Genomic DNA, 15099 nt, shown 5'->3' with positions numbered 1-15099 from the left:
TGGCTCAGGCCTCCGTGCTGGACGTGCTGGTGATCTGCTCGGCGATGGCGGTGACGCGGTCGGCCGCCGCGTCCATGGTGTCCACGAGCTCGACGCCGTCAACGGCGGCCTCGGTCAGGATCGCCCGCCCCAGGTCGGCGTTGTTGCCGTCCAGGCGGAGCACCACGGGCTTGGGCAGGCCCCCCAGGCGGTCCACGGCGGCGACGAGCCCGTCGGCCACCGTGTCGCAGGAGGTGATGCCGCCGAAGACGTTGACCAGGATGGCGCGTACCTGGGGGTCGGAGGCCACCACCTCCAGGCCGGTGGCCATGACCTCGGCGCTGGAGCCGCCGCCCAGGTCCAGGAAGTTGGCCGGGCGCATCTCCCCGTGGCGCTCACCGGCGTAGGCCACCACGTCGAGGGTGGACATGACCAGGCCCGCCCCGTTGCCCATGACACCGACCTGGCCGGAGAGCTTGACGTAGTTCAGGCCCGCGGCCCGGGCCCTGGCCTCCAGGGGGTCGGTCTCGGCGCGGTCCACCAGGTCGGCGTGGCCGGGGTGGCGGAAGCTGGCGTTGTCGTCCAGGGTGACCTTGCCGTCCAGGGCCAGGACGCGCCCACCGGTGGTCAGCACCAGGGGGTTGACCTCCACCAGGGTGGCGTCCTCACCGGTGAGGACCTCCCACAGGCGCAGGACCACGTCGGTGACGGCTTCGGCCACCTCCCCGGGCTCGAACCCGGCCTCGGCCACGAGACGGGCCGCCAGCGCGGGGGTCATACCGGTCAGCGGGTCGACGCCGACGCGGGCCAGGGCCTGGGGGCGCTCGGCGGCGAGGGCCTCGATGTCCACGCCGCCCTCGCGCGAGCACATGGCCAGGTACCTGCGCCCAGCACGGTCCAGGAGCACCGAGAGGTAGAACTCGGAGGCGATGTCGGCGCCCTCGGCGACCAGGACGGAGCGGACGGTGTGCCCCTTGATGTCCATGCCCAGGACGGCCTCGGCCTCCTGCCGGGCCCCGGCGGCGGTGCGGGCGAGCCGCACGCCCCCGGCCTTGCCCCGCCCCCCGGTCTTGACCTGCGCCTTGACCACCACCAGGGGGGCTCCCTGGGCCAGGAGCGCGGCGGCGGCGGCCTGGGCCTCCTGCGGGCTGGTGGCCAGGCGCCCGTCGAGCACGGGCACCCCGTGCGCGGCGAACAGGTCCCTGGCCTGGTACTCGTACAGGTCCATGGCTCGTCCTACCTCCAGACGTCGGGCTGCGGGCACGTGCGGGTGCCCGGGCACGAGGGTATCGCGTAGTGAGGGCCCTTACGGCCGCGCGTCGGGGACCTGGACCCAGGTCCACCGGTGCGCGGTGACCAGGATCCCGCGCCCCATGGGGACCGGGGCCCCCACCGAGCGCGGCAGCCTGGCGGAGAGGTAGCTGCCGTCGTCGGCGGACCGGGGTGCCAGGAGCAGGCCGGTGCGGTTCTTGCGGACCTGCCCCACCAGGCCACGGTACAGCCCCTGGATCTCGTCGACACCGCAGGAGACCAGCACGCCCCCGGGGGCGTCGCGGCAGGTCTTGAGGTGCTTCTCCAGCACCGGGGCGAGCTTGTGGTCGGGGCCCAGGAACTCGAAGTCGTCCACGACGAGAAGGACCTCGGAGGGGGCGTGCCGGATCAGCCCGAGCAGGTCGGCGGCCACGGCGTCCTCCCCCAGGACGCCCAGGACCCCCGGCCGCCCCTGCAGGCAGCGCAGCGGGGAGCGCCCGGGGGCCACCGCCACCACCTGCGCCCCGGCGTCCAGGGCCGTGAGGGCCCCCACGTACAGGGCCGTCGAGCGCCCTGAGCGACGTGGCCCCGTCACCAGGACGCCGTTGCCGACCTCCTCCATCCGCAGGGGCAGCAGCCCCAGGTCGTCCCCGCCCACGGCCAGGCAGAAGGATCCCCGCCCCGGGGGCGGGCTCAGGGCGAGCGCCTGGGTCAGGGAGATCGCCACGGGGAGCTCGTCAACGTGCCTGGGGCACCGGGAGCGCGGTACCTGCGACCACTGCTGGCCGGCCTGGCGCGCCAGGGCGTGGACGGCAGCCACCTGGGCCGTCCCCGCCGGGGAGGCGTCCAGCAGCCCCACCTGGACCTCCCGGGGCCGGGCGCCCGCGCGGAAGGCCCGGCCCGAGGGCATGGACACGGGCACGTCCCGGGGGCGCATCCCCACCATGTCGTAGTTCTCCGCCGCGGGCAGGCGCAGCGCCAGACGGTCCTCCAGCATCATGCCCATACGCCCCCGGCACACCGTCTGGTCCCCGGCCATCACCACGTGCAGGCCCACGGCACCGCCCTCACGCAGCAGGAGCTCCACGCGCTCCACCAGGGCGCCCCCGTCCACGGACTCGAAGCTGGCCACGTAGGAGTCCCACCGGTCAATGAGCAGCAGGAGGTAGGGCAGGCGCTCCTGCGGGCCGGCGGCCAGGCGCTGCTCGGCCACGGACGCCAGGCCGTCCAGGGCCAGGAGCTGCTGGCGCCGGGTGACCTCACGCCCCAGGAGGTCCAGGAGCCGCCGAAGCCGCTCAGGCTGGTCCCGCGTCACCACGGCGCCCACGTGCGGCAGCCTGGTGCACGGCAGGAGGGCGCCCGTTCCGGCGTCGATCCCGTAGACGTGCACCTCCTCCGGGGACGTGGTACGGGCCACCTCCGCGGCGATCCCCCGCAGCAGGGTCGAGCGCCCCGAGCCGGCGGACCCGGCCACCCCCAGGTGCCCCGCACACGTGTAGTCCCAGGTCATGACCTTCTGGGCCTGCTCACCCGGGCAGTCCTCCAGGCCCAGGACGAGCGGGGGCAGCAGCCCGCGGGCACGTGGGTCCACCGCCCCGGCGGGGCCTGCGCCCTCCGCCCCCCGGGCCCCGTCCCCCGGCTCCTGCCCGCCACCGGGCCCCGCCTGGGCGGCCAGGAGGTCGTGGAGCCCGTCCATGGTCACCACCGCGGGCAGGGGCGGCAGCCAGGGCCGGTGCGGCAGGGCGATCCCCAGCTCCTCGCGAGCCCGCCCCATGGACCCCACGAGGCGGGACAGGTCGGTGGGGACGGTGGCGTCCTCCTCGGCCTGCGGCGGGGCCACCTCCCGGTGGGCGAGGCCGGACAGGCTCAGGGACCGGGACCGCAGGGGCGCCCTCGGCCCGCTGCCCGGGGGCCTGCCTCCCACGCGCGAGGCCTGGAAGGGGTGCAGGCTGGCGTGCCCCAGCCGGGCGTAGGCGCGTCCGGGCAGCGCGGGAGGGATGTGGGCGGAGGCGGAGGACTCGATGACGTCCTGGGAGTCGTTCTCGTCGGTCACGCGCAGGGCGATCCGCAGGTTGGTGTTGGACTTGATCTCCGCGGAGACCACGCCCGCCGGGCGCTGGGTGGCCAGCACCAGGTGGACCCCCAGCGAGCGGCCGCGCCGGGCGATGTCCACCAGGCCGGTGACGAAGTCGGGCAGCTCGGCCACCAGCGCCGCGAACTCGTCGATAATGATCACCAGGCGGGGCATGGGCTCGTCCTGGGGGCCCGTGGCGGCGGTGTAGTCCTCAATGTCCTTGGCGTCCGCCGCCGCCAGCTGGCGTTCGCGGCGGCGCAGCTCGGCCCCGAGCGACTCCAGCGCGCGGCTGGTCAGGTGCCCGTCGAGGTCGGTGACCATGCCCACCGTGTGCGGCAGGCGGGCACAGTCCTTGAAGGCGGCACCGCCCTTGTAGTCAACTAGGACGAAGGTCATGGACGCGGGCGTGTTGCCCACGCACAGGGAGGCGATGAGGGTCTGGAGGAGCTCGGACTTGCCTGAGCCGGTGGTCCCCGCGACCAGGGCGTGGGGGCCGTCGGCACGCACGTCCACGGTAAAGGTCCCCTCCGCGTCCTCCCCGATGACGGCGCGGGTGGTGGGGCGTGCCCGGCGCCAGGAGCGCAGGACGTCCTCGAGCCGGGCCTCGGGTATCCCCAGGACGTCCAGCAGCCGGGAGGAGGACGGGACGGCGCCGTCGTCGGCCAGAGCGGAGACGTCGCGCACGGGCGCCAGGGCGCGTGCCAGCCTCTCGCACCAGTCGTCACCGGGCTCGTCCAGCAGGACGTGCTCCACCGTGTAGGCGTCCGTCTGGCTGACCGACGGCGTGGGGCCGGTGGTGTCCACCACCGCACGGCACTCCTGGGGCAGGGAGGTCCGGTCCGTGTCCACGCAGACCAGGCGGAGGCCCGCGGCCGGGCCCTCACGCAGGAGGCGGACCACCCCCGGGCGTAGCCGCAGGGCGTGGGCGCCGTCGAGGACCACGACCGCCCTCTCTCCCACCTCCTCGCCCTGCGCCCGGGCGTCCAGGACGGTCAGCAGCTCGTTGACGCGCCGGGAGACGGACTCCTCGTCCAGGCCGACGCGGGCCGGGGCCCCGGGCTCGGTCCGCAGGTGCGGCAGCCACCGGCACCAGTCCCACCTGCGGGCCCCGGCGGCCCCCTGGCCGGGGTCTATGAGCAGGACGACGCCCAGCTCCGTCGGGGAGTGGAGGGTGGCGCACTGGGCCGTCAGCCAGGCGGCGACCCGCTCCCGGCGGGTGCCGGTCACGCCCACCACGCCCAGGCGTCCCAGGTGCACGCTGACGGGGACGTCCGGCGCGGTCCACACCAGGGGCTCCTCGTGGCGGGCCCGGGCCGGGTCGTGCATGAGGACCCCGCTGGGCTGGTCGGCGGTCCCGACCCGCAGCTCCAGCCAGTCCGGGTCGCCGGGGCGCCTCTCCCACAGGGCGGCACGGGGGCCGGTGGCCCGTAGGAGGAGCTCGGCGGCGTCGGGGCAGTCCAGGCGGCGCTGGCGCCTCTCCTGGGTCAGCGCCTCCCAGGCCGCGTCCTCGACGGTGGTGCGCTGCTCCCGGTAGCGTCTCATTGCCTCCCGGTACTGCCGCTTGGAGTTGCTGCGCCCCTGGACGACATTAGCGATCATCATCAATGGTGAAAGAATAACGAACAGCAACGAGTAGGCTCTGCCGGTCATGAGGAACATTGCCCCGCCCATGACAATGGGAGAGAGCATGACCGTCAGCGGTATGGGTGCCTTGCGTGGTCTCTCCGGCTGCGTGGGGAGGGTGAACTCCGTGGTGCGCTCCGGGCGGCTCAGGCGGGGCGGGCGGTTGAAGTCCACGCTGGGCTCCTCGGGCGTGGGGGTGGTGACCGCGTCCGCCGCGGGCACGGGACCCACGGTCAGCAGGTTGCTCCCGACGGTGAGGAGCGCGCCCTGCCGCCACACCGCCCCCGGCTCCACCTGACGGCGGTCGAGCTCGATCAGCAGTCGCGGGCCCTCGGGGTCACGCTGCTCCTTGCCCCCCAGGACCGCCTCGGGGTCGCGGCGCAGCAGCCTGCGACGCCGTCGGCCGGCGGTGGCGGGCGCGTCCAGGACCAGGGGCCCCGGCAGGGGCCGGTGGCGGGGGGCCAGGACGGGGGCCTCACGGCTGGCAGCCTCGTCAACGGGGTGCAGGCGGACCGTGCCGCCCGCGGCGACCTCGATGGTGGCCAGGGCCCTGGTCTCCTCCCCCAGCCCCACCGGGCAGACGTCGCAGCCGGGGCCGCCCAGCGTGTAGTGGCCCAGGCCGAGGCGGTGGACGGCGCCAGCGCCAGGGCCCGCGACCACCCGCACCTCGACGACGCCGGTGGGCTCCAAGCTCCCGGGCACCGGTGCCCCCAGGCCCAGCACCATGCCGTCCCGGACCGGGCCGTCCCCGAGGCGGGCGCCCGCCTCCAGCAGGGTCCGCCCGTCCCACAGCCCGGGGGGCGGGTCGGGGTGGGGGGACCCGTCCTGCCCCGGTGGCGTGGGCCCAGTGGCCCCGCCGGTCGCGTCCCTGAGGGAGGACCCGTCCTGCCCCGGTGGCGTGGGCCCAGGGGACCGGGTCCCACTGTGGGGGACCTGGTCGTCCAGGAACCGGGCGAGCTCACCCACGGTCGCCTCCGGCGGGGTGGTCACCAGCAGGTCGTAGCCCACCGTCTCACGGGGGCGCCGGACGGTCACGAGGAGCTGCACGCCCGCTCCTAGGCGCTGTGCCGGTGGTAGGACAGGCCCGGGGCCAGGTCCTCCACCAGCGCGGCGGTAGCGGGGTCGACGGCGGCCAGGTCCTGCGCCCCCGCCGCCTGCAGGAGCTCCTGGACCGCCTCGGCCAGGGGCCCGGTGCCCTCCTGGGCGGCCAGCCGCAGCCGGTCGCGCCACAGGACCTGGTTGAGGTCCACGACCTGGAGCCCCACGGCGACCGCCTGGGCGGCGCCGGCGGGGTCGGTCCCGCCCAGGAGCTCCACCACGCGGTGCGCCGCGTCCACCACCAGGGTCTCCAGCTGCCGGGCGGTGCGTACCCGGGCGAGCCAGCTGTAGCGCCGGGCGAGCACACCGGCGGCCACCGGGCCGCGGACCAGCCGCAGGGCCTCCAGGAGCACGGCCGCCTCACGCCCGGGCCCGGCGGTGCGGGAGGCCTCCAGCAGGGAGCGCAGCACGTCCCAGTCCAGGACGGCCCCCGGCCCCAGGAGCAGGCGGCCGTCGTCGTCCTCACGCAGGTGGGGTAGGCCGTCGGGGTCGTAGCCGAGCCAGGCCCTCAGCCTGCGCACGGTCTGGGTCACCACGTCGCTGGTGACGCCCAGGGGCCAGAGCATGGCCCCCAGGGTCAGGGGGCGGATCCCCCCGGGGTTGAGGGCCACGCACAGGGCCGCCTCGGTCAGCAGGTCGCGGCGCCCGGGCTCGGTGGTCCCGGCTCCCTCGACCTGGACCTGCCCCAGGATGTGGAGGCGTACCGGGGCGGCACGCAGCTCGGCGGTGGTCAGCGGCGGCCGGGGCGGGTCGGGGACGGGTGGGCGCCTGCGGCCTGCGGGCCGGGGCCCCTGGGGTGTGTCGGCCTGGGGCAGCAGGTCCACCAGGTGGCGCAGGTCCTCCTCGGTGGCGCGGCTGGCGGTCAGGGCCACGTCCAGCGGGTCGATGTGCGCGGTCCCCAGCGAGTCCACCTCGACCTGCCAGCGGGCGTGCCGGTGGGCCCCGGCCCGGATGACGGTCACCTGACGTCCGGGTGGCGGGGCCGGCAGGGTCTGGGCGCCGACGACGAGCATGAAGGCCGGGGCCGCGTCGGGGGCCTGCCCGGTCAGGACGCCGTCGCGGAGCACCTGGTCCTCCAGGTCGGCCAGGTCCTCCGGGTCGTGCAGGCGCTCGCCCACGAGACGGCGCAGGGCGGCCGGGAGCCCGGCCCCCGTCACGAGGGAGCGGGTGGACCAGGGGCTGGTGCACAGCCCCAGGGCGAGGGCCGCCACGACCTCGGCCGCCGCGGTCGGGTCGCCGGTGACCGCGATCTCACCGTCGGCGGCGGCGAGGTCCACCAGGACGTCGGCGCCCTGGTCGTCCCGGCCCAGGTGCGCCAGGCCGGGCAGGAGCGGCGGGGCGTCAGCGGGTTCCGGCTCCCTGCCGGCGGGCAGGACCCAGGTCAGGCCGTCGTCATGGACCTCCCAGGGCTGCGGCGCGGTTTCCAGGGGGCGGGCCAGGCGCAGCCGGCAGGCGTCGTCGTCAATGAGCACCGCGTAGGGGGCCGGGCGGGGCTCCAGGGCGCCCAGGCCCCGCAGGATCCGGTCGAGACGCTCGAGGCGCTCGGGGTCGGCGCTGACAAGGAGCCTGCGTTCCAGCTCGGTGGCGTCGTCCTGGGGCCGCCCGCCTACCGCCCGGCGGCGCTGGTAGGCCAGCAGGCTCAGGACGGAGGCGGCGAGCAGGGCGCCGACGGCGGGGACCTGGGCGCCGGGGACGCTCTCGGCCCGGGGGACGGCGTCCTGGCCGGGCTGGTCCTGTTGCTCCTGGTCCGGGGAGGTGTCCTGCTCCTGGGGCGCCGGTGCCGGCGGGGCCGGTTCGGGGTCGGTCACCGGGACCTCCACGACCCGTTCCACCCCCTGGGCGCCCTCGGGCATGACGAGCAGCCAGTAGGGCTGGATGAGCCGGGCCAGCTCCAGGCTGCGTCCGTCGGCCTGCACCCGCCCCACGTTGAGCTCGTAGATCTGCTGGTAGGCGCGCCCGTCCCCCAGGGACCGCAGGGCGATGTCCCAGAGGTTGTCGTGGTAGTAGCCCTCAGGCGGCCGGACCACGTAGACCAGGCGCCCCACCAGCTCGGCACCGACCTGCGGGTCGAGCTCCGTGTCACCGAGCATGTAGCGCACCTGCGTGACCGCGCCCGAGCGCCCCGTCTCCTGGCCGGTACCGGGTTCGTCCCGGGAGGCCTCCGGGGCGTCCGGGCTGCTGGCGTCGGAGACCTGGACGGCGGCCGTCCCGGAACCGGCCCCCGTGCCCGGGTCCACGGGGGCCGCGGCGGCGAGCGGGGCCCCTAGCGCGCCCAGGAGCAGGGCGGAGGCGACCAGGCGGCGCACCAGCTCCTGCATGCCGCCGGCAAGGGGGACGTGGGCGGGCACGTCCCGGCCCCGGAGCGCGGAGACGGTCTCCACCACCGTACAGACCGTGAGCTGGAGCCAGGCCAGCCACAGGACCCACTGGAGCAGGCCCAGGACGGCCCCCAGGCCCAGCGGGGCGTCCAGCAGGTCCAGGCCCAGGTGGTGGGGCACGGGCGGCGCGCCGGCGCACACCCCCAGCCCGACGGGCACGCCCAGGACGAGGAGGGCCAGGACCAGGGCCGAGGCCACCGAGCGCCAGGCGGGCGCCCGCTCGGGCTCGCGTGGGGCGCGGAAGCGTTCCGGTCCGCGGGTCGTCAGGCCTTGGGCACGGTTCATGAGTCACCCTCCTGCCGGGTTCCGACGGCCAGGCGGGCCTGGCCGGTGACCTCGACGTGGATGCTGTCCACGCCGACCAGGTGCAGGGTCGTGGTGGGCAGGTCGCGTTCCATGGTCACGCTCACGGTCCTGCCGGTGACCTGGACCCGCCAGCTGCGGTCCTGACCGGTCGCGCCGAGGTAGGCGCCCACCGCCCTGGTGGCGGACGCCGGGTCGATGACGACCACGCCCTCGGAGCGCAGCCTGTGCTCCGAGACGGCCTGCGCCCCGGCCCTGGCGGCCTGCTCGGCGGTGTCGGCGAGGGTGGCGCGCTCGTTGAGCACGCGCCCGCCCTCCATGCACAGCCCGGCCAGGGCCATCATGACCCCGGCGACGATAATGGTGAAGACCGAGACCGAGCCCCGCTCGCTGAGGCGGGCCGGGCGGGGGCGGCCCGTGGTGGGGACGGGGGTGGTACGCCTCATCGTGATCCTCTCCTGGTGTCCACGACCGAGACGGTGGTCGAGGTGACGGTGGTGGTCCCGGGCAGGAAGACCAGGCCGAGGTCGGCCAGGTGGACCCGGCAGGTGACGGTGACCCGTACGGTCCCTCCGCGGCCGAACCCGCTGACGTCGGTGGCCGCCGAGCAGTCGGCCCGCTCGGTGTCGGCCTGCTCCAGGCTGGTCCGGGCGGCCTGCGCGGCGCCGGGGGCCGAGCGCGCCATGGAGGCCGCGCGGGCCGCGTCCCGGGAGGCGGCGTCGACCGTCGCCTGGGTGGACACGAGCCGCGCCCCGGCCACGGCGACCAGCACCACCAGCAGGAGGACGGGCACCAGGACGACCATCTCCACGCTCATGGTGCCCTCCTCCTCGCGGGCGAGGCGCAGCAGGTGGGCGCCTCCGGCCCGGGCCGCGCGTCTCACCGGTCCTCCCGGAAGGTCTCCAGCTGGGAGGTGACGGTGGCGCGGACCCGGGGGGCGAGCCCGGCCACGATGTCCATGGCCTTGCCGGTGACCTCGACGGTGACCTGGTCCCCGCCCAGGGAGACGCTCACGACGACGTCGGTCAGCGCGCTGCCGCCGGTGCTGCGTGCGTAGCGGGTGCCGCCCTGCTGCGCCTGGCTGACGTTCGTGCCGTCGCGGATCTCCCGGGCGACCTCGCGGGCGGTGGAGATGGCGACCTCGTTGCCGTACCAGCTCAGGGAGACCTGGACGGTCACGAGGATAATGAGGAGCAGCAGGGGGAAGAAGACGAGGAGCTCGACGCTGGAGGCCCCCTCCTCGCGTCGGCAGCGCTCAAGCAGCCGTCCTGGACCGGTCACGGGTACCTGCCTGTCTGTCCGTCAGGAGCCGTTCTCAAGGCTGGGGACCTTGAGGTTGGAGGAGGCGTCCTGGACCAGGGAGTAGATGACGCGCCCCACGAGGGCGGCGATGACAATGAGGAACCCGGTGATGAGCACCCACTCGACCGTCGAGCCGCCTCGTTCCTCGGACAGGCGGGAGGTGATGCGGGAGCGCAGGTTTCCCGCAAGGGTCTGGAGTGTGCACAGGAGGTGGAGCATGGTTTCCTTCTTTGGTAGCGTGTCGGAGAATATGAGTAGTTCCTAGTGGTTGGAGACAATGCCCGTCAGTGCCGGGTAGATAAGGAAGACAATAAAGCCCATGGCGATCAGGAGCTGGGCCACCAGCATGGACTCGGAGTTCTCCCCCGCCCTGCTCTCGGCGTCGGCCAGGTCCTTGCGCCGCATGCTGGAGGCGCGGGCCCCCAGGGACTCGCGGATCTTGGCCCCGTCCTCGGCCACCAGGGACAGGGCCGCGGCCAGGTCCCGCAGCTCGTCGATCCTCAGCTGGGTGCCCAGGTGGCCCAGCGCCGCCCAGGGGGTCTGCCCGCGCAGGCGGGCGGTGGCGAGGGCGTCGCGGATGCGCAGCATGGCGGGGTCGTCGCACAGGCTGGAGGCGGCGTCGAGGGCCTCGGGCACGCCCCGGCCCGCGGACAGGGACATGGAGACCAGGTCCAGGTAGGAGCCGACGACGTGCCGGAAGTCCCGGCGGGCCTCCTCGGCCTGGCGGCGCAGGCGCAGGGTGGGGGTGAGGGCGGCCAGGAGGGCCAGGACGACGCCTCCCAGCAGCGGCACCGACCAGTCCAGGACCGCCCCGGTGAGCCTCATAACGGCTATGACCAGGAGAGGGGCCAGGAAGCCGCCGACCCCGGCCAGCACGGAGACGGCGAGGTGGTGCTCCAGGGAGCGCCTGAGCACGGACAGGTCCGAGGTCAGGGAGCCCAGGTCCAGGCGGGTGCGCCGCAGGAGCACCGCGGTGCGCAGGCCCAGGATCTCGGCCCACGCCGGCAGGTTCGCGCCCCCGGGGTTGAGGCGGGCCACGTCACGGCGCAGCTCACGCTCCTCGCGCTGGGTGTCCAGCTCGGCCAGGGCGGCGGCGGGCTGCACCGCGGGAGGTGCCAGGAGGAGCACGAGCATGAGGGCGCCGGAGCCGCTGAGCGCGCCCCCCAGGAGGATCCAGGTGATCATGAGGACCTGCCCTCTGGTGCGGTGACGGTCAGGAACCGGCGTGGCAGGCGGATACCGGCCAGTCGGCGCATCCACATCATCCCGGCGGCGAACAGGCCCACGACCACCAGCAGGACGACCTGCCCCTGGGCGCTGTCGTAGGGGGAGACGAAGCCGGGGTTGAACAGGGCCATCCCCATGATCATCAGGATCGAGAAGACGATGACGATCTGTGCCGAGCGCCGGGTGCCGGCGCGGGAGGCCGAGACCCGCTGGCGCATGTCCAGCTCGGTGCGGGCGGTGGCCGCCAGGTTGCCCAGCAGGGAGCGCAGCCCGGGGCCGCGCAGCCTGGCGTTCATAATGAGCGCGGAGACAATGAGGTCGGCGGTGGGGTCGTCGAGGTCGTCGGCGAACTGCCGCAGCGCCGTGGGCAGCGGCACCCGCACCCGCATGCGGTCCGCCAGGAGGGCCAGGTGGTCGCGGATGACCGGTGAGGCGGCGTGGACGGTGGCCGGGACGGCCTGCTCCAGGCCCACGGCCCCGGCGATGGTGTCACGCAGGGACTCGGCCCAGGTGGCCAGGGCGGCGATCCTCTCGGCCGCCTCACGCTCCTGGGCCGCGCCCCCGAAGAACAGGGGCCAGACCACCACCAGGCACCCGCCCGCGGCGGCCAGGACGACCCACCTGGTCAGCACCAGCAGGGCGGCGGCGGTGACGGCTGCCGCCAGGATCCGGCGGGGCAGGGTCCTCAGGCGGGAGCCGAGCCCCGTGGTGCCCGGGACGTCCAGGCCCACCCCCAGGGCCGCCGCCACCAGGAGGAAGATCCCCGCCCCGACCATGGCCCCGGCCAGGAGGGCCAGGGTCGTCGTCGCGCTGCTCACAGCCGCCTCCTGACGGAGGCGTAGGAGGCGGCGGGGTCGTAGCCGGTCTCCATGAGCTCGGCGGCGCAGGCCAGGGGCGCGGCGGGCTGGGCGGTGCCGCTGCCGTCGTCGGCGAACACCTCGCTGGACAGGACCCGTCCGTCCACGCCGTTGACCTCCCGCACGGAGGCGACGTAGCGCCGCATGCCGCCTCCCTGGCTGAACCGGTTCTCCCGGGTGAGGAAGATGACGAAGTCCACGGCCCCGGCAATGAGGAGGTGGGTGGCCTCCTGGGGCAGGTGCTCGGCGGACTGGATGGCGTAGGTGGCGATCCGGTTGAACACCTCGGCCGAGGAGTTGGCGTGGATGGTGGACAGGGAGCCGTCGTTGCCCTGGCTCATGGCGTTGAGCATGGTGACGATCTCGTCGCCCAGGACCTCCCCGACGATGACGCGGGAGGGGTTCATGCGCAGCGAGCGGCGTACCAGGTCGGCCATGGAGATGGCGCCCACGCCCTCGGAGTTGGGCAGGCGCTCCTCGAAGGCGACGACGTTGGGGTGCAGGTCGGTGAACTCGCCGAGCCCCAGCTCCAGGGCGCGCTCGACCGTGATGAGGCGCTCACCGGGCGGGATCTCGTTGGCCAGGGCCCGCAGGAAGGTGGTCTTGCCGGCGTTGGTGGCCCCGGCGATCATTATGTTCTTGCGGGCCCGTACCGCCGCTGAGCAGAAGGCCGCCAGGCGCGGGCTGAGGGTCCCCAGGACCACGAGCTCGTCCAGCCCCACCCGGTCCAGGCGGGCCCGGCGCACCGAGACGGCGGGGCGGGAGCACACGTCCATGACGGCGGACAGGCGCGAGCCGTCGGGCAGGCGCAGGTCGAGCTGGGGGTTGGCGGAGTCAAAGGGGCGGGAGGCGAGCCCGGAGTAGGAGCCGAGGACCTGGACGAGCTCGACGAGCTCCTCGTCGGAGTCGGCCACGGGGGCGCCGCGCTCCTCGCGCCCGTCGGCGTACTGGATGAAGACGTTGTCGTAGCCGTTGATGTCGATGTTCTCGACGTCGGGGTCCTCCAGGAGGGGCTGGAGGCGCCCCACCCCGAACAGGGCGGCGTGGATGCCCTGGGAGATGTCCTCCTCGTCCTGGGCGGTCAGGGGCGGGCGCCCGGCGGCGATCTCCCCGCGCGCGTGCTGCTCCATGACCCGGCCGATGAGGGCCCGGGCGAGCTGGCGCTCGTCCTCGGTGGTCATGGGCGGCAGGCCGGAGGCGGCGTCGTCCCGTCGCTGCTGGGCCAGGAGGTCGGCGACCTCCTCGCGCATGGCGCGCACCAGGGCCTGGTCGGTGCTCACGGGCGCACCTCCTCAGACGGCTGGGGGACGTCCACCTGGGACAGGGAGTCGGCCAGGGCGTGGGCGGAGCGGACCAGGAGGGTGCGCCCCAGGGGGCGGGGCCGGCGTCCCGCCAGGGTGTCGGCGGCACCGGGGTCGGTGGCCAGCACCCCGGCCACGGGGACGTCGATCCCCTTGGAGCGCAGGAGCTGACTGAGGTCGTCGGCCTCGTGGCGGGACCTCCAGGGGGCCACCAGGAGCACGGCCAGGCGCACGGGAGAGGCCCGGTGGGCGGTCTCGGCCCGGAGCCACTCCAGGCGGTCCCGCAGGTGGCCGTAGTACTCCACCCCGGGGCGGGTGACGATGAGGGTGAGGTCGGAGGCGAGCACGACGCTGAGGCTGGGGCTGCCCGGAGCCACGCGGCCCACGTCGGCGATGACGTCGGGGTACCTGCGTAGGCCGGCCGCCAGGGTGGCCCACCCCGCGCCAATGGCCGAGGCCTGCTCGGGGCGTGCCAGCCCCACCAGCACCTGGAGCCCGCCGTCGATGACGCTGAGGTGGTCGTGCAGGTCCGCCGTGGGGTCACGGCGCTGGGCGGCGGCCAGGGAGACCAGGCCCCGCTCAGGGTCCAGCGGGCGCCCGTCCTGCCCGCTGGCCCGGTAGAGCAGGTCGGAGCCGGCGGGGTCGAGCTCGGCCAGGATGACGGAGCGGGGCCAGACCCCGGCGAGCACGTGCGCGCTGGTGGTGACTCCGGGGGCGCCCTTGGCCGAGGCCAGTGAGACCAGCATCAGTGGTCACCGATGGGCTGGTTGCGGGCGGTCAGTATGACGGCGACGTTCCCGCTGGCCCCCAGGGTGGCGAGGTTCGCGGCACGGGCCTGGGGGACGATGAGCGAGACGACCGCCCCGGAGGACCAGTCCTTGGCGCCGTCAGAGCGTGGCACGGCGTCAAGGACCTGGACGTCCTGGGCCAGGACGGCCCCGGTGCTGGTGTCAACGAGGTCGACCACGTCCCCGGGACCGAGGCCGCTGGCGGGGAAGCGCCCGGCCTCGAGGGTGGCGCCGACCACCTGGGCGCCCTGGCCGGGGACGGGGCCGGTGGTGAGCTGGGAGGTGTCCAGGAGCTGGCCCTTGGTGACCTCGACCCGCACGGTGCGGCCGATCACCTGGTCGATCTGGCTGGCGGGCACCAGGGTGCGGATCTCGGCGGAGACGGGGGTGGCAGCCAGGTCGTCGGCGGTGATGACGTGCCCGGGCCTCAGGGTGCTGGCCGCGGCGAGGACCTGGACGCGGTTGTCCATGCGGGTGGCCAGGAAGCCAGCCAGCAGCGCCCCGCCCACGATGAGGAGGACGGCCAGGGCGGCCAGGAGCGGACGGCGCTCGCGCGGGGCCGAGGGAAGCCGCGACCCGCCGGTGCGGGACGGGGTCGGTTCTGCGGGTGGACGGCGTCGGAGGCGTGCTGCTGGGGTGGGGGTCATGGTTGCCAGCCTCGGGTCGGGGGTAGGGTGTGAGGGTATTGGCTCTCAGTAGGATAATGCCCTCGGGCCCGGTGTCAACAGCAGAGAGGACCAAGCTAGGATGCCGATGGCTATGCTCTGTACGGTCCTCGCAAGCTGAAACGTGACATTGATAACAGTTTCAGCTCTGGCAAGTGTTCTGCGTCTCAGATACACTAAGGGGTATGAGTTGCACGTACCTAAGGTGGATCCTGCCTCTCGGCAGATCCCAAGGCCTCGCCCCGTTCCTCGG

General features: G+C 74.6%; 12 protein-coding genes. All 12 read right to left on the bottom strand.

Translation table 11 applies throughout. The annotated features are described in order from the left end of the window. Positions 1-4 precede the first annotated feature (4 nt). Positions 5-1207, bottom strand: coding sequence for an ADP-forming succinate--CoA ligase subunit beta (gene sucC / locus JJJ15_RS11615; RefSeq protein ID WP_200510844.1), 1203 nt, complete (start codon positions 1205-1207; stop codon positions 5-7). Positions 1208-1285: 78 nt separating this feature from the next. Continuing rightward, positions 1286-5974: an FtsK/SpoIIIE domain-containing protein gene (locus JJJ15_RS13560; protein WP_200510843.1), complete on the bottom strand. Its 4689-nt coding sequence runs from the start codon at positions 5972-5974 to the stop codon at positions 1286-1288. Positions 5975-5982: 8 nt separating this feature from the next. Further along, on the bottom strand, positions 5983-8688 hold the full coding sequence (locus JJJ15_RS11605; RefSeq protein WP_200510842.1) for a hypothetical protein: 2706 nt from the start codon (positions 8686-8688) through the stop codon (positions 5983-5985). Continuing rightward, entirely contained in the window at positions 8685-9152 is a 468-nt protein-coding gene (locus JJJ15_RS11600; protein WP_200510841.1) for a pilus assembly protein TadG-related protein, read from the bottom strand. The genes JJJ15_RS11605 and JJJ15_RS11600 overlap by 4 nt, the downstream gene beginning before the upstream one ends. Continuing rightward, positions 9149-9589, bottom strand: coding sequence for a TadE/TadG family type IV pilus assembly protein (locus JJJ15_RS11595; RefSeq protein ID WP_246742057.1), 441 nt, complete (start codon positions 9587-9589; stop codon positions 9149-9151). The genes JJJ15_RS11600 and JJJ15_RS11595 overlap by 4 nt, the downstream gene beginning before the upstream one ends. After that, on the bottom strand, positions 9586-9987 hold the full coding sequence (locus JJJ15_RS11590; RefSeq protein ID WP_200510840.1) for a TadE/TadG family type IV pilus assembly protein: 402 nt from the start codon (positions 9985-9987) through the stop codon (positions 9586-9588). Before JJJ15_RS11590 ends, JJJ15_RS11595 begins: the two co-directional genes overlap by 4 nt. A 21-nt stretch (positions 9988-10008) precedes the next feature. Continuing rightward, positions 10009-10227: a hypothetical protein gene (locus JJJ15_RS11585; protein WP_200510839.1), complete on the bottom strand. Its 219-nt coding sequence runs from the start codon at positions 10225-10227 to the stop codon at positions 10009-10011. Positions 10228-10269: 42 nt separating this feature from the next. Then, positions 10270-11193, bottom strand: a complete 924-nt coding sequence (locus tag JJJ15_RS11580; RefSeq protein WP_200510838.1) for a type II secretion system F family protein — start codon at positions 11191-11193, stop codon at positions 10270-10272. Continuing rightward, positions 11190-12053 (bottom strand): type II secretion system F family protein, encoded by an 864-nt coding sequence (locus JJJ15_RS11575; RefSeq protein ID WP_200510837.1) that lies wholly within the window; start codon positions 12051-12053, stop codon positions 11190-11192. The genes JJJ15_RS11580 and JJJ15_RS11575 overlap by 4 nt, the downstream gene beginning before the upstream one ends. Further along, complete coding sequence (locus tag JJJ15_RS11570; protein WP_200510836.1) at positions 12050-13372, bottom strand: ATPase, T2SS/T4P/T4SS family; 1323 nt, start codon at positions 13370-13372, stop codon at positions 12050-12052. The genes JJJ15_RS11575 and JJJ15_RS11570 overlap by 4 nt, the downstream gene beginning before the upstream one ends. After that, positions 13369-14139 (bottom strand): hypothetical protein, encoded by a 771-nt coding sequence (locus JJJ15_RS11565; RefSeq protein ID WP_106108773.1) that lies wholly within the window; start codon positions 14137-14139, stop codon positions 13369-13371. The genes JJJ15_RS11570 and JJJ15_RS11565 overlap by 4 nt, the downstream gene beginning before the upstream one ends. Next, complete coding sequence (locus tag JJJ15_RS11560; protein WP_200510835.1) at positions 14139-14828, bottom strand: SAF domain-containing protein; 690 nt, start codon at positions 14826-14828, stop codon at positions 14139-14141. The genes JJJ15_RS11565 and JJJ15_RS11560 overlap by 1 nt, the downstream gene beginning before the upstream one ends. Positions 14829-15099: the final 271 nt, after the last annotated feature.

It is taken from the genome of Actinomyces sp. HMT897 (assembly GCF_016626125.1).
In the GTDB taxonomy this organism is placed as follows: domain Bacteria; phylum Actinomycetota; class Actinomycetes; order Actinomycetales; family Actinomycetaceae; genus Actinomyces.
The sequence above is the reverse complement of the archived record's forward strand: the minus strand, read 5'-3'. Positions and strand labels throughout refer to the sequence as shown.